Source organism: Citrobacter sp. CK180 (assembly GCF_030333655.1).
Taxonomy (GTDB): Bacteria; Pseudomonadota; Gammaproteobacteria; order Enterobacterales; family Enterobacteriaceae; genus Citrobacter_B; species Citrobacter_B koseri.
The window spans coordinates 100,248-120,141 of sequence record NZ_JAOWFM010000022.1; the positions used below are offsets into that span (position 1 = coordinate 100,248).

Here is a 19,894-nt window from a genome sequence, read left to right on the forward strand (position 1 = left end):
TAGCAAAAGGAAACTAATCTGGATGGACTATAAATGGTATCGCCAGCACAAATTCAACACGGCGAGTTGCAGGCCGTATCAGGCCTGCAACGCTATCATAAAATTGCGTTATGCGCTTTTACGCGCCAGCAGCGTCGCAAAACGCAGTTTGATGCGGTTGCCGTTGGCGTCCGTGCGGTGAAGTTCACCCACATCCTCGTTGTATTTCAGCAATTCCCAGCCTTCGTAGTAACGGCGCAACTCCCCTTCTTTAAACGCAAACGGGAAACCCACGGTGCAGGGAAAATCTTCCGTATCCATTGCCGCCACAATCAGGTTATGCCCGCCCGGTTTGGTGCAGCGCTGCATATTGGCAATCAGCCCCGGAATGGTTTTCGCTTCCAGGAACATCATCACGACCGTTGAGAGAATAAAATCGTAGTCGCCTTCGAAGCTTAACGCGTTAAGGTCAACCACCTTTGCTTGCAGGTTTTCCAGCCCTTCCGCCGCTTTGATGCGCTCAACGTTGGCGATGCTCATCGGATTCTTATCCCAGGCGGTAACGTCATAGCCGTTCGCCGCCAGATAGAGGCTATTACGGCCATTTCCGCAGCCCAGATCCAACGTTTTACCCGGCGCGACCACCTTTGCCGCCTCAACGACGTCGGAGTGCGTGCGGGTTAAATCGTATTTTTCAGTAAAGTAATTTTCGTCACGAAGGGTCATTAGTTATCCTCAGATTTCAGTAATGCGGCGCGTTCTGTGCGCACGAGAAGTTTCCCCTGCATCAGCAGCGCAAACGTGCGTACGAGCAATAACGCTATGATAAAATTGGTAAAAATAAACAACGGAATCGCCAGCGTATGAAAAAATCCCGACGCGCTGGCGTGCCCTAAATGCAGCCCTGTCGTCGCCAGTGCTGAAACGCCGAACGAGAAGCTCCAGAAAGAGGCATTAAACGGCTGTGACAGATACCACGGCATCAGGCGCAGCATGAAAAGCAGTTGCAGCAAGCCATAGCCAAACAGCATTTTTGCCAGCGTATCGCCTTCTCCGCCGTTGACGCTCAGCCAGGCGCTACAGGCTACTAACGCCGGAGCCAACTGAATGCCCAGCGATGTGCGCAGTACCGCCGGTAATTCACCGGAACTGCGCAAACGTTGCAAAATAACGGGTTCCAGACTCAGCCACGAGAATACGCCAGCTCCTAAAAAGACCAGCCCGGCGTCGTTGTAACCCAACGCGCCGCAGGCCATCGCGCTAATAAAGTTATTCGCTACCGTCGGCAGATACAGCCCCGGCGTTGTCGCCTCTTCAGGATGCGAACCGCGCCAGAGCCCCGCCGTTTGCCATGCGGCATAAGCCAGTTGCACCACGACGCCAATGCTGAACAATCCCACGGCTAACCCACGACACCAGGGGACAAAACCAATCGCCACCAGCATCGTGGTCGCAGGAAAAAGGCTGACAAAACTGCTCTTTACCGGATGCCGTACCTCCGCCAGTACGCTCTGTGGAAAACGCAGCAGACGGTTAAGAAAGGCAAGCGTCAGCAAGCTCCAGATGATCATTGCCAGGATCACCAGGCCATCGCCAATCCAGTGACTGACGGGCCAGATATGGCTGGCATAGCGCCACGCGAAGCCCATGCCAATGGTGCCCAGTACCATCCCAAAATAGCCAGCCGGAAGATTGAGCACCCGGTCGCTCTGCTTGTTCTTACTCATTTTGTTTAATTTATAAAGTATATTTTAAATGCATTTTATGGAATTTCGCCCTGTTTAGCCAGTGCTGAAAAATTTGCTACGGTTATCTTAAGCGAGCAAAGGGAAATTCCCCATGAGCAAATATCACCTGAGTGAAGAATCGCGTGCCTTTAGTTATCAGGATAACGGCCACAAGAAAAGCGTCCTGCTGCGCCAGATCATTGCCCTTACCGACTTTAACGACGTCAAAGCCGGAACCACTGGCGGCTGGGTAGACGATGAAAGCGTGCTGGCGCAAGAAGGACACTGCTGGATTTACGACGAGAATGCCCTCGCATTCGCCGGGGCGATGATTTCAGGCAACGCCCGCATCACCCAGGCCTGCATCATCAGAGATCGCGCGCAAATCGGTGATAACGTCTGGATTGATCTGGCCGAGATCAGTCACGGCGCCCGGATAAGCAACAACGTCACCGTGCAGAATTCGCTCGTTCGCGGTGAATGTCATCTGTCTGGCGACGCTCGTATTCTGCACCATTCGGAGATTATCGCCGCAAAAGGCCTAACTCAGGAAAGCGACCTGACGCTGCAAATCTACGATCGCGCCACCGTCAGCAGCTCGCGCATTGTGCATCAGGCGCAAATCTACGGCGATGCGATAGTCACCCAGGCGTTTATTGAACACCGCGCGGAAGTGTTTGATTTCGCGATCGTCGAAGGAAATGAAGAGAATAACGTCTGGCTTTGCGACTGTGCCAAAGTGTACGGTCACGCCCGCGTTATTGCGGGAACGGAGGAAGATGCCATCCCTACGCTGCGTTACAGTGCTCAGGTGGCGGAGCACGCGACGGTTGAAGGTAACTGCGTATTGAAACATCACGTTCTGGTCGGTGGTCATGCCGAACTACGCGGCGGCCCTGTCCTGCTTGACGATCATATCCTGATCGAAGGCCATGCCCGCATTCTGGGGGACGTGCTGATTGAGCATCATGTGGAAATCACCGATCGGGCGACGATCGAAACCTTTGATGGCGACAGCATCCATCTGCGTGGCCCAAAAGTGATTAACGGTGAACAGCATATTACACGAACACCGTTGGCAGGGTTACTCTGAGGCGTTCTCGATAATGCGGGCGTACAGGTTAACGTCGTGATACTCCCCGTTGAGAAACTCCGCTTGTTTCAGGCATCCTTCCAGTTCAAAACCATTGCGGCGCGCCACCTGGTTGCTCGCCTGGTTCGCAACCCGACATTTAATCACAAAGCGTCGAAGCTCGCCGCGCCCGGCATAATGGCCGATAAACGCCTGAAGCGCGCGCGACATAATACCCTGCCGCTGGTGAGATTCATCCAGCCAGTAACCGATATAGGCGGTTTTATTCAACGGCTCTATCAGATTAAACGAGATGACGCCCACCACCTCCTCTTCCTGAAAGATAAGGAACATTTTGGCGTAGCCGCGCTGGTGCAACATCATATTACCCTGCACATTTTTGCGCGTATCGTCTTCGCTGGCGACAAACTGCGGCCAGTTTAGCGATGCCTGTAGCCAGTCTTTGTTTTTAAGCACCAGTTGATGTAACGGCGTAACATGGCACTCTTCCACCGCTCGCAGTTCCAGTGTTTCGCTGATCGTGATGACTTCAGCCATTTCTCCATCCTTTACGGTGACAACAGCAGGATTTATTAGCTTATCACAGACTTGCCCGTATACCTGAAAACAGGAAGGGCTTCCTTGTCTGTCAGGAAGCCCTTTTAAGCAGGACAAAGACTGCGCAGTGCCTACAACGAATCAGCTCTCATTCAAACTTTCTTTCTGCAATATTCTGAGCAGATCCTCCTTCAGATGGAGTTTCTCTTTTTTCAGACGAACAATATCCAAACTGTATCCCCTGCCGTCAGAACCTTCCAGCCGGGCAATCTCATGATCAAGGGTGTTGTGTTTTTCGAACAAGGAAAGAAAGCGAGGATTCTCGGTTTTCAGTCGTGAAATCAGATCTCTGTATTCTGGAAACATACGCACTCCCTGTTAGTGGCTGTAAAACGTGTACTGAAGTACACACCGTCAGCTTACGCATTTGACATAAGGAATAATGCGAACGGGATCGAGTTTAAATAATGAGCAGAAAATGCGCCGGGAATCGTCGGGAGAAAAGAGCCGCCAGCAGTGTAGCGGCTCGGGGCAGCAGAGCGGATTAACGCATCACGCGGTCATCAACGTAGCGACGCTTATCCGGCGCCGGCGGGAAATACTGATACAGCCAGGTTTCGCTAATGGCGTCCCCCTGGCAGCGCAGGAACATACGCATATCCACCGGGTCGGTCGAATCTGACGTCGGATACCAGTCAAACTGGATGCGATAACCATCGAACGGTTCGACGTAGAGGATCTCAATCTGTTTCGCTTCGCCGTTAGACAGCGTAATGACAGGCTCGATCCCCTTCGGCGCAGCGGCTTTCAGGTCGCCGCCGACAAAATCAATGGCAAAGCGGCGCGCCCATTTTTCCGGGTAGTGTTCACCCGGCGCCCACCCTTCGGGGAAACCGCCCATACCGGTACGGGTCGCCATCACGCGCGCCAACGGCGAGCGAACCGGCGGTTGCGCGCTCCAGTAAAGACGGTATTTGAATGCCAGATCATCGCCCGCTTTGATCGCTTTTTCCGGCTGCCAGAAGCACACCACGTTATCGAGCGTTTCACCGGTCGTCGGGATTTCCATCAGGCCGATAGACCCTTTCCCCCATTTGTTACGCGGCTCCACCCACAGGCTTGGGCGTTTGTTATACCAGCCCATGATGTCCTGATAGTGGGAAAAGTCACGGTCAAGTTGCAGCAGGCCGAACCCTTTCGGGTTATTGTCGAGATAGGCGTTGAACTGCAATTTCTGCGGGTTATTCAGCGGACGGCAGATCCATTCGCCATTGCCCAGCCACATGGCCAGGCGGTCAGAGTCATGAATTTGCGGATGAATGGTGTCGCACATCCGGCGTTCATTGTTGCCGCAGCTGAACATGCTGGTCATTGGCGCGATACCCAGCTGCTTGATGTCTTTACGCGCATAGATGTGGTTTTCCACATCCATGATCACCTGACTCTCTTCGCAGTGGATCACAAATTTATAGGCGCCAGTGACGCTTGGGCTATCCAGCAGCGCGTACACGGTAAAGGTGGTGTCGCCCGGTTTCGCCGTCTCAAACCAGAATGCGGTGAAGTCCGGGAACTCTTCTTTGCTGTCGGTATAGGTGTCTATCGCCAGGCCTCGCGCGGACAGCCCGTACTGATAAGTGTCATCCACCGCGCGGAAGTAGCTTGCCCCCAGGAAGGAGACGATGTCGCGACGCGCCAGTTCAGGCGCTTTAAAGGCGCGAAAGCCCGCGAAGCCAAGGTCGGTTTGCCCTTCCAGTTGACGGGTATCGACACCGGCATCGTTGTATTTGAACAGTTCCGGGCGGAAATGAATTTCGCGCGCCTGATGTGTGCTGGCATCAAGCGAGAACATACGCACGCGACGACGAAAGCCCATTCCTACGTGGAAAAATTGCACATCCAGCTTGCGGCCTTCGATGTTGTTCCACAGAGAGTGCGCCGCATCGTACTGAATGCTGTTGTAGGCCTGCGGCGTCAGATTCGCCAGCGTATTGGGTAACGCCCGGGGTTCGCCGCCCCACGGCTTTTGCGCTAAATCGTTCGCCATTGATTGCAGAACGGAAAAGTCAAAACGGACGGTTTGACCATCTGCAATATCAGACTCTGCCGCGAAAGCGGCGCGGGAAAAGAGTGAAGCAATACCGCTCGTACCGCACACGGCGGCCATTGCCATTGAACCTTTAATAAATCGTCTACGATCCATACCTGAAAGTGAGTCCTTCTGGTCGTGTGAATGGTCCCGCGCTGGTCTCTATCAGCGGCAAGAAGTGCAACGTTTCTGACCGCTCACTCTAGACAAAATTCATTAATAATCCAATTGTTGGCTGTCGATAATCTGTACAAAAGCCAAAATATTTTATGTCGATAAGAACAGACTGAATACCGTGTAAATACAGATGGGCGCGCTTTCAGGTTATGAAAAGCGCAACCTGCCGAACATCTCGCCATTATTCCAGACTGACGTGATGTTTCATCACCCGTTTGAACAGCGCCATCCGCGCACCCATAAAGCGGTTCTCTACTTTAAAACCGGCAAATTTATTCAGTCCGATGCGTAACAAGCGATCCCGCCCCTGAACGCTGGCGGGCCAGCGCACCGGACCATGCAGAACATCGCAGGTCCGGCTGGCGTGACGGGCGAAATTAACCCAGTAATCGGCGATATGCCGGGCAAACGCCAGATCGTTGTCATTCACGTAATTGCGCGCGGGTTCCGCCAGCGTCAGCGTATCAAAGACATACGGCACTTCATTTCCGTGCCAGGCGCCGTTGGCGTAGGTTGTGTGTTCAGTTTCCGCGACATAGTCAAACCAGTATCGCCAGCACGGTTCACCTACCCGCTGCTGCGCCTGCATCACCACATAGCCCAACGTGGTGAACGCCATATCGCGGCAGACCTGACGCCCCAGTTCCTCATCACCCTTCACGCCGGGATAGAGCAGCCTGATCAGCCCTAACCCCAGTCGGCGTTCGCGCCGCAATTTCGCGATCTGCCCGGCGAGATCAACGCCAAACACCGCCATCACGCTCGCTTCGTCGCTGTTGGAGCCAATCAGAACCGGCATTGGGTGCTGCTTTCCGGCAAAGAAGGTCTCCATCATCGGCTGTGGCAATACCGCATCGCCGGAAATCGGCGTCGGCGCGATCTTCAACGGTGCGCCCAGCGGCCAGAATGCCTCCGCCGGTAGCGCCCGCAACTGTTCAGCAGTAGCGTTCGGCAAATTAAAATGCGCCGCCAGTTCGATACCCTTTTGCAGCGCGACCTCGCGCGGCGTATCCGGTAACGTATAACCACTCTGAATAATGGCTTTATGGAACAGGCCCTTTGCCCGTGGGGACGCCATCAACGACAGGACGCTACGCGCGCCAGCGGACTCGCCGAACAGCGTCACATTCTGCGCATCGCCGCCGAAAGCGGCAATATTGTCCTGCACCCAGCGTAGCGCCGCGATCTGATCGAGCAAGGCGAAGTTATGCACGCATTCGCCGTCCTCGCCATCAAGGGCCGGATGAGCAAAAAATCCCAGGTGACCAAGACGATAATTGAGCGTGACTACCACGACATCGCGCTTCGCCAGCGCACAACCGTCGTAAGGCGGTAATCCTCCCGCGCCGATGGTGTAGCCGCCGCCATGCAGCCAGACCATCACCGGCAACGGCTGCGGGCGCATCGCGGGCGCCCAGATGTTCAGATACAGGCAATCCTCGGAAAAACGCCCCGGATCGCCCCCGCCAAGCTCGCGACAATATTCAATATCCTGCCAGCTGGCGCATGAAAATGTATTCGCAGGGCGTTCGCCCTGCCAGGGGGCGGCAGGCTGTGGCGCCCGCCAGCGGAGCTGACCCGTAGGCGGTGCGGCATACGGTATACCGCGCCAGATGTGGATATCGTTTTGCACGACACCCATGACATTTCCCTGTTGCGTTTCGACAAACGGGATGGAGGGATTCAACATGACGCATTCCTTTTCCTTCACATCCCGACAGCATACCGCGATCAGAGCAGTCCGCAACGCCGTTTACTGCGTTCTTCCGCCGCCTGATAAAGCGCAAACTCATCATATACCGGGCACCCTAACGCCTGCTCAAAGGCGTCGCGGCTGGCATTGCCGTGGCTGCGCGCCTGGGTTTCGTTACCCAGGTTAGACTGGAATATTCCGGCCGCGCTTACTGGCAGAAAATCTTCATAGGTAATGGGTTGTGCCACCACCCAACCGCGTTCAATCAGCGGCTGTGGGTCGTCGCCCGGATGAATAGACTGGCGGTGCGATTCACCAGCAGGCGTTAACCGGTAGCGAAACCAGGCGAGCCCCTGCTGGCGCAGTAAAAATTCGCTGTCCGGGAAAGCGTTAAAGACCGCCTGCAAATGCAGCTGATGCGTAAGATTATCTTTGCCCGTCCCCGCCTTATGCAGTAACGCATCGTACAACCGCCGCCCTTCAGGCGTCAGCGCCACGCCGCGCTGTTCAATCTCACCAAAACGCGCCGTATGGCTGCCCTCCGTTTCACCGGCAAACAGCACCGACTCTTCCAGCGCCTTGAAACTGGTCTGGCGTAACAGAATCGGCACCTCACGGCGCGGCGGCCCTTCAATCAGGATCTTGGGTTCGATACCGCATTCCGGCATCATCAACTGCACTTTGTCGATATCCAGCGTGCGCGGCGTCAGGTGGTTAATGTGGCACCCCGGAAAACACACTACGTCAGCAATCAGACGGTGTTCATTATGTAATGCCTGATACGTTTCCCTGTCCACCGTGGCGTGCCGGTGCCAGCGGAAAGTCTCCAGCGCCTCCTGCACAAACTCCCGCGCCTGCGCCCCGGTAAAATTGCCCTGCGCATCAAAGACGTCCAGAAGTTCGCGACAGCGCGGCGTAAAGATATCGCGCCTCGCCAGAATGTCCGCCGCGCGTTGGCGCAGCGTCGCGTTCTCAATTAACTCCAGCCGTAATAGCGAGGTGAAGACGCGAAACGGGTTGCGGGAAAGCGACGCATCGTCAATGGGGCGAAAGGCGGTGGAATGAACGGGAACGCCCGCCTGAGAAAGGTCGTAATAACTGACGGGATACATCCCCATAATCGCAAACATTCGGCGCAAGGTGGAAAGCTCCTGCGCCGTACCCACCCGAATCGCGCCATGCCGCTCAACGTTCAGCCGCGCCAGCTCATCCGCGTTGGCCAGCTTTTCATGCAGCGTGGGATTATTTTCCAGTACCGTCAGATTCACATCAGCGACAAGTTCCAGCAATGTACCGTACTGTGGAACTTCCTGCTGGTACATTGCTGACATTGCCTGCGAAAAGTGTTCCCGAATCTCATCAGCCGCGATGGTGTTCGCCATAATGTCATGCCTCCAGTGAATATTACCTGGAGTGTAGAAAACGCCGTTCACTCTGGTGGGAAGAATTTACAAAGTGTGATCTCACCTGTGCGGATTCATGTGATGTTCCAGCCAGGGGAGCATCTGTTTCTTACGGCTCAGCATCCCTTCCACCTCGCAGGGGTGCGGGACATCCGGCTGGGCATCTCCGGCAAACCAGAGGCGGGAATAACCGAGATTGATATCCGTGAGCATCAGAACAACCAGCGCCGCATCTGCCCCGGCGGCATAGCGCGCCATTTCCTCACGCAGGTCGTCCATCATCGCATCAACCTGTTCCAGCGCATACAGCTCAAGCTGCGCCACGCAAACCCGCTGCCCGTGGACAGTAAAGGTTTTCATGTCCTTCTGAAGAAGCTGGCTGGCGCTCATCCCTTCCACGCTGGTTTTCGCGTACAGAAGATCGCGGCTAAAGCGTTCAAGAGACAAACCGGCGAGCTGGCTGAGCGATTCCACCGCAAGGCGGTCATCCGGGGTCGTTGTCGGCGAACGAAGCGTGACAGTGTCACTCAGAACGGCGCCCAATAATAACGTCGCTTCTGCGGGGGAAAGCTGTTTTCGAATGGCATCCGTCATCAGTTGCCACAGTAATGTCGCACTACTGCCAACAGGTTTTACCCACACTTCCGGCGGCAGTCGGGTGATCAACCCGCCTAAGCGGTGATGGTCAATAATGCCAACAACGTTACTCTGCGCTAAAGAATCCGGCCCCTGGGCTGGTTCGGTAAAATCAACCAGCCAGACGTCCCGATCGGTGAGCGGAACGCTTAATCGTTCAGGAATGGGCAACCCCGCCTGCGCAAAAATAAACTGCGTCTCACGGTTGGCTTCCCCCGTGCGGAACGCCATTGCCTCCTGCCCGCGCAACGTCAGCCAGCGCGCCGTCATCATGGCCGTACAGATAGCATCGCTATCAGGATTGAGGTGACCAATTACATATATCATTGTTGTTTCCTGTTGGAAAAAGCATGAGGAACCGGAAGAGTATTGACCAGCCCGACACGCTCCTGGTGATAAAGAGTCATATCAGGCGTCATCAGCCTACTGAAACGAGGCGGTTGGAATAAGGTGGAACGCCATCACCCTGCACTGGATTGTGAACCCGCTTGATGTCTCTTTCAAGTATGAACTCACGTTATGACCTGTCGCTTTCTGCGCCACGCATTGTCATTATTCTCACATCACTGTGAATCGTACAAAACATAAGCAAAACAAACTTCTTGTAAAAGAAATGAGTTAGATGTTAATAATATTTTGCTATCAAGTTATCAAAAACCAATAACTTTACTTGTCACCGGCACCGCTCTGTTTTTAACATCGCTTATGGAAAAAAATAGCTTGTTTAGTCAGCGCATCCGTTTGCGCCATCTTCATACTTTTGTAGCTGTCGCCCAACAAGGAACACTGGGGCGCGCGGCTGAAACCCTTAACCTGAGTCAACCTGCACTCTCTAAAACGCTTAACGAGCTGGAGCAACTGACCGGAACCCGCCTTTTTGAGCGCGGTCGCCTCGGCGCGCAGCTAACGCTGCCCGGCGAACAGTTCCTCACCCATGCGGTAAAAGTGCTTGATGCGCTTAATACCGCGGGCCAGGCGTTGAATCGCAAAGAAAGCCTCAATAATGATGTGGTGCGCATTGGCGCATTGCCCACCGCCGCATTGGGTATCCTTCCGGCCGTTATTGGTCAGTTCCATAAGCAGCAAAAAGAGACGACGTTACAGGTCGCCACCATGAATAACCCGATGCTGCTCGCTGGCTTAAAAACGGGGGAAATCGATCTCGGTATTGGCCGGATGTCCGACCCGGAATTGATGAGCGGTCTGAATTACGAGCTGCTGTTTCTGGAGTCGCTGAAGCTGGTTGTGCGCCCTAATCACCCGCTATTACAGGAAACCGTCACCTTAAGCCGTGTGATGGAATGGCCGGTGGTCGTGTCGCCCAAAGGCACCGCTCCCCGGCAGAATGCGGAAGGTTTGCTACAAAGTCAGGGCTGCAAAATGCCCGTTGGCTGCATCGAAACGCTGTCGGCCTCGCTGTCTCGCCAGCTTACCGTTGATTATGACTACGTCTGGTTTGTCCCTTCAGGCGCGGTGAAAGAAGATCTGCGCCAGGCTACGCTGGTATCACTGCCGATTCCCACCCTGGGCGCTGGCGAACCGATTGGCATCCTCACCCGCGTGGACACGCCGCTTTCTCCCGGCGCGCAGGCGCTGATCGCCGCTATCCGTAAATCCATGCCGCACTGAATGCGCCCTCAAATAAATGCCGGATAAGACGCGTTAGCGTCGTTACCCGGCAATATTAAGGCTTAAAACGTTTCCCAGTTATCACCACTGGTTGTTACCGGCTGCGGTGATGAACTGGCGACGACGTTCACAGACGGCGCGCGTTTAATCGCACTTCCCCCCTGCAAACGAAACGCCCCGACCGCTTCGGTTAAGCGAGCAGCCTGTTCTTCCAGAGATGCGGCGGCGGCAGAGGCCTCTTCGACCAGCGAGGCGTTTTGCTGCGTGACCTTATCCATCTCGGAAATCGCCTGGCTCACCTGCACAATCCCACGACTTTGCTCATCAGAGGCTGCGGCGATCTCCAGCATAATGTCCGTTACGCGTCGCACGGCATCGACAATATCATTCATGGTGTTGCCTGCTGCGACGACTTCCCCGGAGCCCTGGTCAATCAGTCTGACCGATTCGCTGATCAGCCCTTCAATTTCTTTCGCCGCCTGCGCACTGCGGCTTGCCAGCGTGCGCACTTCACTGGCGACCACGGCGAAACCGCGCCCTTGTTCACCCGCTCGCGCCGCTTCGACCGCCGCGTTAAGCGCCAGGATATTGGTCTGGAAAGCGATGCTGTTGATGACGGCGGTGATCTCGGAAATTTTCTTCGAGCTATTGGAGATGTTGCCCATTGTTTTCACGACGCCAGACACCATCTGACCGCCGTGACTGGCTTTGCCGGAGGCGTCTTCCGCCAGTTTGCTGGCATGGTGCGCGTTGTCCGCATTTTGTTTTACCGTAGCCGTGAGCTCTTCCATGCTGGCTGCGGTCTGTTCAATTGCTGCGGCCTGCTCTTCCGTACGCGATGACAAATCGGTATTGCCGGCGGAAATCTCACTGGTGCCGCGATAAATCTCTTCCGCCCCCTGACGTACCGTTCCCACCGTTTGCCCCAGAGAGGACTGCATCTTCTGGAGATGGCGGCTTAAGCGACCGATTTCGCTGCGTCCGGTTGGATCATCCGGCATGGTGAGATCGCCTGCGGCAATCTGTTCAATACGCTGCGCAGCACGTTGCAGAGGGTTGATTACCGTCCGGCGGAGCGCGATAAACGTCAGTAGCGTAAGCACCAGCGCCAGCGCGAACGCTCCAATCATGAACATCAATCCCAGTTGGCTGCGCTGATGCGCCTGGTCGCTAAGCTGATTCGCGCGCGCCGTGCGTAGCTCAATCGCCTTGAGCAATACGGTGTTATACGCGGTATCAAGCGGTCTGGCCTGTTCGTTTTCATGGTTGATAATCGCCTCGAACATGCCGTTTCTGGCGTATTTCAACATAGGTTGCAGGCCATCAATATAGGCTTTGAAGCGGGTATTCAGCTCCGCATCCAGCGCCTCGTCCGCCGGTGTTTTTACCGCCCGCGCCATAAAGACGTTAAAGCCTTCCTGCGACTGCTTAATCCGCTTCTCCGCCTCAGCGATATTGGCTTTCATGTCATCCATTTCAGCAATGCGGCTCGCCGCGCCTGCATGGATCATATTGATACGCGCGGTACGCAGATGGTTAGAACTGTTGGATAAGCCCATCCGCACCTGAATTTCGTCCGTCACATCCCGCTGGTCACGATCTGCCTGTAGCAGGAAGTACCCCGCCAGCCCGGAACTGAGTGCGAACAGAAGAAGGATGCCACCGAGAATGGAGGAAAACAGCGGAACCAGCCGAATATGATGCAGAAAACCCAGCTTATGCGGTGCTTGCATCGTTGATGTGTTGTCCATGACCGTCGACTCTCTTGTAGGTTATTGCGTATAAAACACGCCCGTTAGATAGTCATCGGCATTCCAGGAAGTTTGCTTACGGTGAAAATCGGAATGTTTGTCACATTTTCACAACATTTATTCCTGAAAATTCAGGAAAGTGCCAGCGGCAGACCCGCTGGCATGTGAATCAGTTATCACCGAAATGGATAACGGTGCGAATGGACTTGCCCTGATGCATTAAATCAAAGGCATCGTTGATTTGATCAAGCGGCAAGCGATGGGTAATGAACGGGTCCAGACGAATTTTCCCCGCCATCGCCTCTTCCACCATGCCTGGCAGTTGGCTACGCCCTTTCACACCGCCAAAAGCGGAACCGCGCCAGACGCGCCCGGTAACAAGCTGGAACGGACGGGTTTTAATTTCCTGGCCTGCGCCAGCCACGCCGATGATGATGCTCTCGCCCCAGCCTTTGTGGCAGCACTCCAGCGCTGCGCGCATCACATTGACGTTACCGATACATTCAAAACTGAAATCGACGCCGCCATCGGTCAGCTCAACAATCACATCCTGGATGGGTTTGTCATAGTCATTCGGATTAATGAAATCGGTCGCGCCCATTTCTTCCGCCAGTTTGAATTTCTCCGGGTTGGTGTCAACTGCCAGAATACGCCCGGCTTTCGCCTGCACCGCTCCCTGAATCACCGCCAGGCCGATACCGCCCAGGCCAAAGACCGCAACGCTATCCCCTTCTTTTACTTTTGCCGTGTTGTGTACCGCGCCAATCCCTGTGGTGACGCCGCACCCCAGCAGACAGACTTTATCCAGCGGCGCCTGCGGATTGACTTTCGCCAGGGAAATTTCAGCACAAACGGTATATTCACTGAATGTGCTGGTGCCCATATAGTGATAGACAGGTTCGCCGTTGTAAGAAAAACGGGTGGTGCCATCCGGCATCAGCCCTTTACCCTGCGTGGCGCGCACCGCCTGACACAGGTTGGTTTTGCCGGATTTACAGAACTTACACTCGCCGCATTCTGCGGTGTACAGCGGAATAACATGATCGCCAGGCTTCAGACTGGTGACGCCTTCGCCAACGTCAACCACCACGCCACCGCCTTCGTGACCCAGCACCGCCGGGAACACGCCTTCCGGGTCGTCGCCGGAGAGCGTAAACGCATCCGTATGGCAAACGCCGGTATGGGTAATTTTGACCAGCACTTCGCCTTTTTGCGGCGGCGCGACGTCAATTTCAACAATCTTTAACGGCTGGCCGGGGCCAAATGCAACTGCTGCACGTGATTTCATTTGTCTCTTCCCATTATTGTGAGGTGATCTGTTTATTTTAGATAAGCGCGCAGAAGGTGGCCGATTTCAGCCATGCGCACGGCGCGTTGATCCGGCGTGGTGTCGCCGCTGACCAGTTCATCTTTCAGGTGAATCTCAACCATCTCTCCCATCAGCCCGTTAGATGCGCCGCGAACGGCGGCAATCTGTTGCAGGATCGCCAGGCAAGGTTCTCCTGACTCCAGCGCCCGTTCCAGCGCGTCAACCTGCCCGCGGATACGGCGAACCCGAGTGAGAATACGTTTTTTATCTTCAGGTGAATGCGGCATACGCCCTCCATACTATAGGGGGGTATACTATCAGATTTGTTATGTGGCTGTAAAACCAACAGCAGCATCTCGCTATTTGTATGACAAATGCCTATACTGCCCGCTTCCGATGTAGACCCGTTTTCTTCACCTGCGTCACGGGTCTGGTTACACGCAGGTGTTTTCTAAAAGAAACCCCGCATTACGCGGGGTGGTGAGAAGAGTCAGGAACGTTTGCGCGGCATCATGCGCAACAGCGTATTGTCTTTCCAGACGTAGTGATGCATCAGCGCCGCGGCGGCATGCAAACCAATGACAAAATACCCCAGTTTCGCCAGCGTGATATGCCAGGTTTTCAGCATATCCACCACCTCAAAATTAGCGTCTGACGCATGCGGCATCACCAGGCCGAACGCAACCCAGGGATTGCCCCGGTTATACATCATCACCAGGCCAATAATCGGCAAGACAATAAACAGCAGATAGATCACCAGATGCCCAAGATGCGCCATTCCGGTCACCATCGGCTTTGGTTTTGGCACAATGGGCGGCGCCGGGTATTTCAGTCTGACCAGCAGGCGCGTCACCATCAACACCAGGATGGTCATCCCGCACGAGACATGAACCATATTGATCCACGGACGATAGCTACGGGGCGCAAATCCCCTCAACTCCATTGCACAGTAGGTCACAATAACCAGTAAAAAGACCAGCCAGTGGATGCCAATTTGCAGGCTTGTGTACTTATTGCTCATAACACGTCCTGAGTAAAAAAATAAAGCGTCAACATAGCGAGCTTTTGTTAAAAATTCATTAACTTTTGTTCACCCAATTTCAACCAGTTACGCTTAGCGGCAAAATCTGTTATTGCCCTGGACGCCTGACTGGACTATGCCTGGTAGGGAAAAAATGTGTCGTACCGTTGCATCCTGACAGGAGAAAACCATGAGTAAAATTGGCATTAACGGCTTTGGTCGTATCGGTCGTCTGGTGTTACGTCGTCTGCTGGAAGTGAAAAGCGACATTGATGTCGTCGCCATCAATGACCTGACCTCCCCTAAAATCCTCGCGTATCTGTTGAAATATGACTCAAACTACGGCGTATTCCCCTGGAGTGTGGATTTCACCGAAGACGCGCTGATTGTGGACGGCAAAAAAATTGCGGTTTACGCAGAAAAAGAGGCTAAAAATATTCCGTGGAAAACCACCGGCGCCGGGATCATTGTCGAGTGCACCGGCTTCTATACCTCAGCCGAGAAGTCCAAAGCGCACCTCGACGCTGGCGCTAAAAAAGTGCTGATTTCCGCCCCGGCTGGCGATATGAAAACCATTGTCTTCAACGTGAATGACGACACGCTGGATGCCAGCGACCAGATTGTTTCTGTCGCATCCTGCACCACTAACTGCCTGGCGCCGATGGCGAAAGCGCTGAATGACAACTTTGGCATTCAGGTTGGCACCATGACCACAATTCACGCCTACACCGGAACCCAGTCGCTGGTCGACGGGCCGCGCGGGAAGGATCTGCGCGCTTCGCGGGCGGCGGCGGAAAACATCATCCCCCACACCACCGGCGCGGCGAAAGCCATTGGTCTGGTGATTCCTGAACTGAGCGGAAAACTTAAAGGCCATGCTCAGCGCGTTCCGGTGAAAACCGGCTCTGTAACCGAGCTGGTCTCGATTCTGGAGAAAAAAGTCACTGCGGAAGAGATCAACGCGGCGCTGAAGAAAGCGACAACCCATAATCCGTCGTTCGGCTATACCGATGAAGAGATCGTCTCTTCCGATATCATCGGCTCACATTTCGGTTCGGTGTTCGATGCCACGCAAACTGAAATCAGCACAGTGGGCGATCTGCAACTGGTGAAAACCGTCGCCTGGTACGATAACGAGTACGGTTTTGTGACCCAACTTATTCGCACGCTGGATAAATTCGCCAAACTCTGACCCTCTGGCGGAGGCATTGTTCCTCCGCCGTTTTCACCATTTATATGGTTATTCAAGACGATGTGAATCCCTTCCGATTTTCAATGGATTAACTGTGTTATAGATAACGTTTATCACTGAGTGAGCACAGTCATGGACGTATTCAGCCGCGAAACCTTAGAAGAAATGATGGCGCAAGCCGTCTCCCGCTCAGCCACATTTACCCTCTGGCCTGATGGCGAAGCCCCCGGAGCGAAAAACAGCGATGCTGTTTTTACGTCAGAACCGCGGCATACCGGTACATCCATCTTCGATCGCGCCGTCACGGGCGTCCGATCTCCTGAAATCACCGTTTACGCGCCAGATAAACCCAACGGCGTGGGGCTTCTCGTGACGCCAGGCGGTTCCTACCGGCGCGTCGTGCTGGATAAAGAAGGCAGCGCGCTGGCGCCCTTTTTTAATGCGCGTGGTTATACCCTGTTCGTGATGACCTACCGGATGCCCGGAGATGGCCATGATGAGGGGGCAAACGCGCCGCTGGCGGATGTGCAGCGCGCGATGCGCTGTCTTCGCGCCAATGCGCAAGCGTGGAAGATCGACCCGGAACGCATCGGGGTGCTGGGTTTTTCTGCCGGTGCGCATGTCGCCGCCAGTCTGGGAACGCGCTTTGCTGAACCCGCCAGTCCCCCCATCGACAGCCTGGATGAAATCAACGCCCGCCCTGCTTTTATGGCGCTGGTCTATCCGGTCATCACCATGCATGACGACATTCATCATCCCGGCTCACGCCTTGAGCTGATGGGTGCGGAACCTGACGATGAACAGATTCGCCACTACTCGCTTGAGGAACGCGCGGATGCCGCTACGCCGCCCACATTTCTGCTGCATGCCATCGACGATCCGGCGGTAAAGGTGGAAAACAGCCTGGTATTTTTTAACGCGCTGCGCCGTTCTGGCGTAGCGGTGGAAATGCATCTGTTTGAGCGAGGAAAACACGGGTTTGGCATTCGTGATACGCAGGGATTACCGGTCGCGGTCTGGCCGGAACTGATGATGAACTGGATTGCGACCAAAGTGTGACCGCCATTAGCAGGCCGGGGAAAACCCCGGCCTGTTACATCAGGACTGCAAATAGACCACCTGCGTTTGCAGATACTCGTTCAGACCGTGTTTGCCATCCGCCCCGCCAATACCTGACTTGCGCCAGCCAGCATGGAATCCCTGCATCGCCTCAAAGTTTTCGCGATTGATGTAGGTCTCGCCGAATTTCAGCCCGCCGATCGCCTTCATCGCAACATTCAGGTTTTGCGTATATACAGACGATGTCAGACCGTAATCGCTGTCGTTCGCCATCTCCAGCGCCTCTTCCAGCGTATCAAACGCCACAACCGGCAGCACGGGGCCAAATGTCTCCTCATGCATGATGGTCATCTCCTGGCGAACGTCCAGCAGCAGCGTCGGTGGATAATAATAACCTTTGCCCTCCACGGCCTTGCCGCCCAACGCCACGCGAGCGCCTTCCTGTACGGCACGCGCCACTTTCTGTTCTACCCGCTCCAGCGCGGCAGCGTTAATCAGCGGCCCCATAGCGATGTCATCACGCTGTGCCGGATCGCCAAACTGAACCGCTTTCATCGCCTCGCCCAGACGATTCACAAAGCGATCGTAAATCCCTTTTTGCACATAAACGCGCTCAGCACAGTTACAGACCTGCCCGGTGTTGATCACTCTGGAATCCACAATCGCTTTCACGGCCAGCTCAAGATCCGCATCGTCCATCACGATTGCCGGGGCTTTCCCGCCCAGTTCCAGGCAAACTTTAGTGATGTTTTTCGCTGCCGCCGCCATAATTTTCTCGCCGGCGACCACGCTGCCGGTCATGCTCACCATCGCGACTTTCGGGTTCCCCGCCAGCTCCTGCCCAACTGTTTCACCGCGTCCCAGCACCAGGTTGAATACGCCTTTCGGTAAGCCGATGTCATGCACGATCTGCGCGAAAGCAATGGCATTGTTTGGCGTAAATTCGCTGGGTTTAATGACGATGGTATTCCCGGTCAACAACGCCGGAGCGAGCTTACGAGCAATCAAAAAGAACGGAAAGTTCCACGGCAGAATCCCGGTGGTGACGCCCAGCGCGCGTTTAAAGACCAGAATATTTTCTCCGGGGCGGTCGCTTTGCAGGATCTCGCCTTCATAACGGCGCGCCCACTCGGCCATATATTCGATGTAGTCAGCGGTGAACGCGACTTCCACCTGCGCCAGCTGCTGGATTTTTCCGCCTTCCGCGACAATCAGCGCACTGATCTCTTCTGCCCGCTCACGAATCCCTGCCGCGATCTTTCTCAGCCACCCCGCGCGTTCAATCGCAGGCAGTGCCTCCCATTCCGGCTGAGCGCGCGCAGCGGCGTCAATGGCCTGACGCGCCTCTTGCGCGCCGCCATCAGGAATACGGGAGAGCAGTTCTTCGGTGGCGGGATTCACCACATCAATCCATGCGTCTCCCTGCCAGCTAACAAATTGACCATTGATATACATCGGGTGTTGTACGGGTGCGGACATGCGCTGCTCCTGTAATTGAATTGTTCTTAACAAGTAAAATCATTGTTAAGTAATAACAATCACATGTTCTCAGGGCCGTCTGCGGTGCTGGTTTTGTGATGTGCTTCATAAAAGCAGCCAGGAAGGTTCTGTCAGAGGGGCGATATCGGGGAGAGAGTTTGCCCGTTTGAGCGTAAATTTCCGCAAACGGGCAAGAAAGTAACATTAACGCAACGAACGACTGTTCATGGTCTCAATCAGGTCAGCGTCATTTTGCAGCGTCTGCCACGCCGCCTCAACGTCAGCGGGAATATCAACGTGCACAATAAAGTCGCGGCCACGCGGCCCGTAGCCGGTTTCATCATCCCGTAAACGCGGAAGCTCTCCCGCAATCAGGGAGAGATAGCGATCCACGGACCACAACCCCTTCTGTTCTCCGGCAAAATCCACGCCGTCATCGTGCTGGCACAGCGTCGGGACAATACCCGGATAGCTCAACCAGCGGGGCGAATCGGGATCGTCGCAGGTGACGCGGCGGAACGTCGCCATCGTCCGGCGTTGCATTGTCGGGTCCTGTACGATAATAGCGGTGTTAATGGGCGCCGATACCTGACCAATCAGGGCGCAGCTAAACTGCGCGTTCTCACCGCAGTTTGTTGATTTGTCTTCTGGCCAAATTTTCTCCGTCGGGATCTGCCAGAACTGATGAGCGATATCCGCAAGAATTTTGGCTTCCGTACGCCCGGTGGTGCGTATGGTGTTGTAGCGCGGGTGCCCGGCGATGGCGGCATAGAGAAACGTGGTGGAATGGCCGATACCGCCGCTGATCAACAGCGGGATCTGCTGCGCTTTCGCTATGTTACAGGCGGCGTCTATCGCCGGGATGACGGCATTCCCCGCCAGCACAACGCAGTCAGCCTGATACGGCGCGTCACCAGAGAAGTCATTTTGGGCCAGCCAATGCCCCAGCGTATTCGCTGCTTCCAGCGTTGCACTGGATAATGCCGGAAACGGTCTCATTCTCATGGTTCTTCCTCCTGTGTTCCTTGCAGAGTACCGGAGTGGCTTCTGGTGAGTACCAGATCACTCCGAAAGACGATCCGCTGATTATCCTGTGGTGCGAGGGTGAGATAAAGCGTTGATG

At 54.8% G+C, this 19,894-nt stretch carries 18 protein-coding genes and 1 riboswitch; of the genes, 4 read left to right on the forward strand and 14 right to left on the reverse strand.

All coding sequences use genetic code 11. From position 1 onward, the window contains the following. Positions 1-108: 108 nt before the first annotated feature. Together tehB and tehA are read right to left on the reverse strand one after the other, a co-directional pair. Entirely contained in the window at positions 109-705 is a 597-nt protein-coding gene (gene tehB / locus OGV50_RS00930; RefSeq protein ID WP_012132341.1) for a tellurite resistance methyltransferase TehB, read from the reverse strand. Further along, positions 705-1,706, reverse strand: a complete 1,002-nt coding sequence (tehA, locus tag OGV50_RS00935) for a dicarboxylate transporter/tellurite-resistance protein TehA (protein ID WP_058669188.1) — start codon at positions 1,704-1,706, stop codon at positions 705-707. The genes tehB and tehA overlap by 1 nt, the downstream gene beginning before the upstream one ends. Positions 1,707-1,818: 112 nt before the next feature. Here tehA and ydcK point away from each other — a divergent pair, with 112 nt between their 5' ends. Next, entirely contained in the window at positions 1,819-2,799 is a 981-nt protein-coding gene (ydcK, locus tag OGV50_RS00940) for a YdcK family protein (protein WP_286488233.1), read from the forward strand. Here the strand turns inward: ydcK and rimL are convergent. From rimL to OGV50_RS00970, 6 genes are all read right to left on the reverse strand, one after another. Continuing rightward, positions 2,791-3,336 (reverse strand): 50S ribosomal protein L7/L12-serine acetyltransferase, encoded by a 546-nt coding sequence (gene rimL / locus OGV50_RS00945; RefSeq protein ID WP_012132338.1) that lies wholly within the window; start codon positions 3,334-3,336, stop codon positions 2,791-2,793. The two genes, ydcK and rimL, sit on opposite strands and share 9 nt — an antisense overlap. A gap of 141 nt (positions 3,337-3,477) precedes the next feature. Next, positions 3,478-3,702, reverse strand: a complete 225-nt coding sequence (locus OGV50_RS00950) for an HP1242/YdcH family protein (protein WP_012132337.1) — start codon at positions 3,700-3,702, stop codon at positions 3,478-3,480. A 178-nt stretch (positions 3,703-3,880) separates the two neighbouring features. Then, positions 3,881-5,536, reverse strand: a complete 1,656-nt coding sequence (locus OGV50_RS00955; RefSeq protein ID WP_024130319.1) for a glucan biosynthesis protein D — start codon at positions 5,534-5,536, stop codon at positions 3,881-3,883. Between the two features lie 244 nt (positions 5,537-5,780). Further along, positions 5,781-7,289 (reverse strand): carboxylesterase/lipase family protein, encoded by a 1,509-nt coding sequence (locus OGV50_RS00960; protein WP_198448177.1) that lies wholly within the window; start codon positions 7,287-7,289, stop codon positions 5,781-5,783. A gap of 41 nt (positions 7,290-7,330) precedes the next feature. Continuing rightward, positions 7,331-8,674 (reverse strand): 2-oxoadipate dioxygenase/decarboxylase HglS, encoded by a 1,344-nt coding sequence (gene hglS, locus OGV50_RS00965; protein WP_286450707.1) that lies wholly within the window; start codon positions 8,672-8,674, stop codon positions 7,331-7,333. Positions 8,675-8,755: 81 nt separating this feature from the next. Next, positions 8,756-9,658, reverse strand: coding sequence for a DHHA2 domain-containing protein (locus OGV50_RS00970; protein WP_286488234.1), 903 nt, complete (start codon positions 9,656-9,658; stop codon positions 8,756-8,758). A 75-nt stretch (positions 9,659-9,733) separates the two neighbouring features. After that, positions 9,734-9,806, reverse strand: a riboswitch (Fluoride riboswitch). Positions 9,807-10,036: 230 nt separating this feature from the next. On the opposite strand from OGV50_RS00970, the gene OGV50_RS00975 reads away from it, so the two are divergent. Then, complete coding sequence (locus tag OGV50_RS00975) at positions 10,037-10,960, forward strand: LysR substrate-binding domain-containing protein (RefSeq protein WP_012132331.1); 924 nt, start codon at positions 10,037-10,039, stop codon at positions 10,958-10,960. Between the two features lie 62 nt (positions 10,961-11,022). Here OGV50_RS00975 and OGV50_RS00980 read toward each other — a convergent pair whose 3' ends face one another. The 4 genes from OGV50_RS00980 to cybB form a co-directional block, all read right to left on the reverse strand. Further along, positions 11,023-12,711 carry a methyl-accepting chemotaxis protein gene (locus OGV50_RS00980; RefSeq protein ID WP_071258353.1) on the reverse strand — a complete coding sequence of 563 codons (1,689 nt, stop codon included), beginning with the start codon at positions 12,709-12,711 and terminating at the stop codon, positions 11,023-11,025. Positions 12,712-12,880: 169 nt separating this feature from the next. Further along, complete coding sequence (locus OGV50_RS00985; RefSeq protein ID WP_012132329.1) at positions 12,881-13,999, reverse strand: S-(hydroxymethyl)glutathione dehydrogenase/class III alcohol dehydrogenase; 1,119 nt, start codon at positions 13,997-13,999, stop codon at positions 12,881-12,883. A gap of 32 nt (positions 14,000-14,031) precedes the next feature. Then, positions 14,032-14,307: a metal/formaldehyde-sensitive transcriptional repressor gene (locus OGV50_RS00990; RefSeq protein WP_012132328.1), complete on the reverse strand. Its 276-nt coding sequence runs from the start codon at positions 14,305-14,307 to the stop codon at positions 14,032-14,034. Between the two features lie 203 nt (positions 14,308-14,510). Next, complete coding sequence (gene cybB / locus OGV50_RS00995) at positions 14,511-15,041, reverse strand: cytochrome b561 (protein WP_012132327.1); 531 nt, start codon at positions 15,039-15,041, stop codon at positions 14,511-14,513. A gap of 190 nt (positions 15,042-15,231) precedes the next feature. On the opposite strand from cybB, the gene gap reads away from it, so the two are divergent. Both gap and OGV50_RS01005 read left to right on the forward strand, forming a co-directional pair. Then, positions 15,232-16,233 carry a type I glyceraldehyde-3-phosphate dehydrogenase gene (gene gap / locus OGV50_RS01000; protein ID WP_047463617.1) on the forward strand — a complete coding sequence of 334 codons (1,002 nt, stop codon included), beginning with the start codon at positions 15,232-15,234 and terminating at the stop codon, positions 16,231-16,233. A 132-nt stretch (positions 16,234-16,365) separates the two neighbouring features. Then, entirely contained in the window at positions 16,366-17,292 is a 927-nt protein-coding gene (locus OGV50_RS01005; protein ID WP_286488235.1) for an alpha/beta hydrolase, read from the forward strand. 39 nt (positions 17,293-17,331) lie between these two features. Here OGV50_RS01005 and aldA read toward each other — a convergent pair whose 3' ends face one another. Beyond that, the gene (aldA, locus tag OGV50_RS01010; RefSeq protein WP_047463614.1) at positions 17,332-18,771 is read right to left on the reverse strand and encodes an aldehyde dehydrogenase; all 1,440 of its coding nucleotides are present in this window, start codon (positions 18,769-18,771) and stop codon (positions 17,332-17,334) included. Between the two features lie 204 nt (positions 18,772-18,975). Then, on the reverse strand, positions 18,976-19,776 hold the full coding sequence (locus OGV50_RS01015) for a YdcF family protein (protein WP_047463612.1): 801 nt from the start codon (positions 19,774-19,776) through the stop codon (positions 18,976-18,978). Positions 19,777-19,894: the final 118 nt, after the last annotated feature.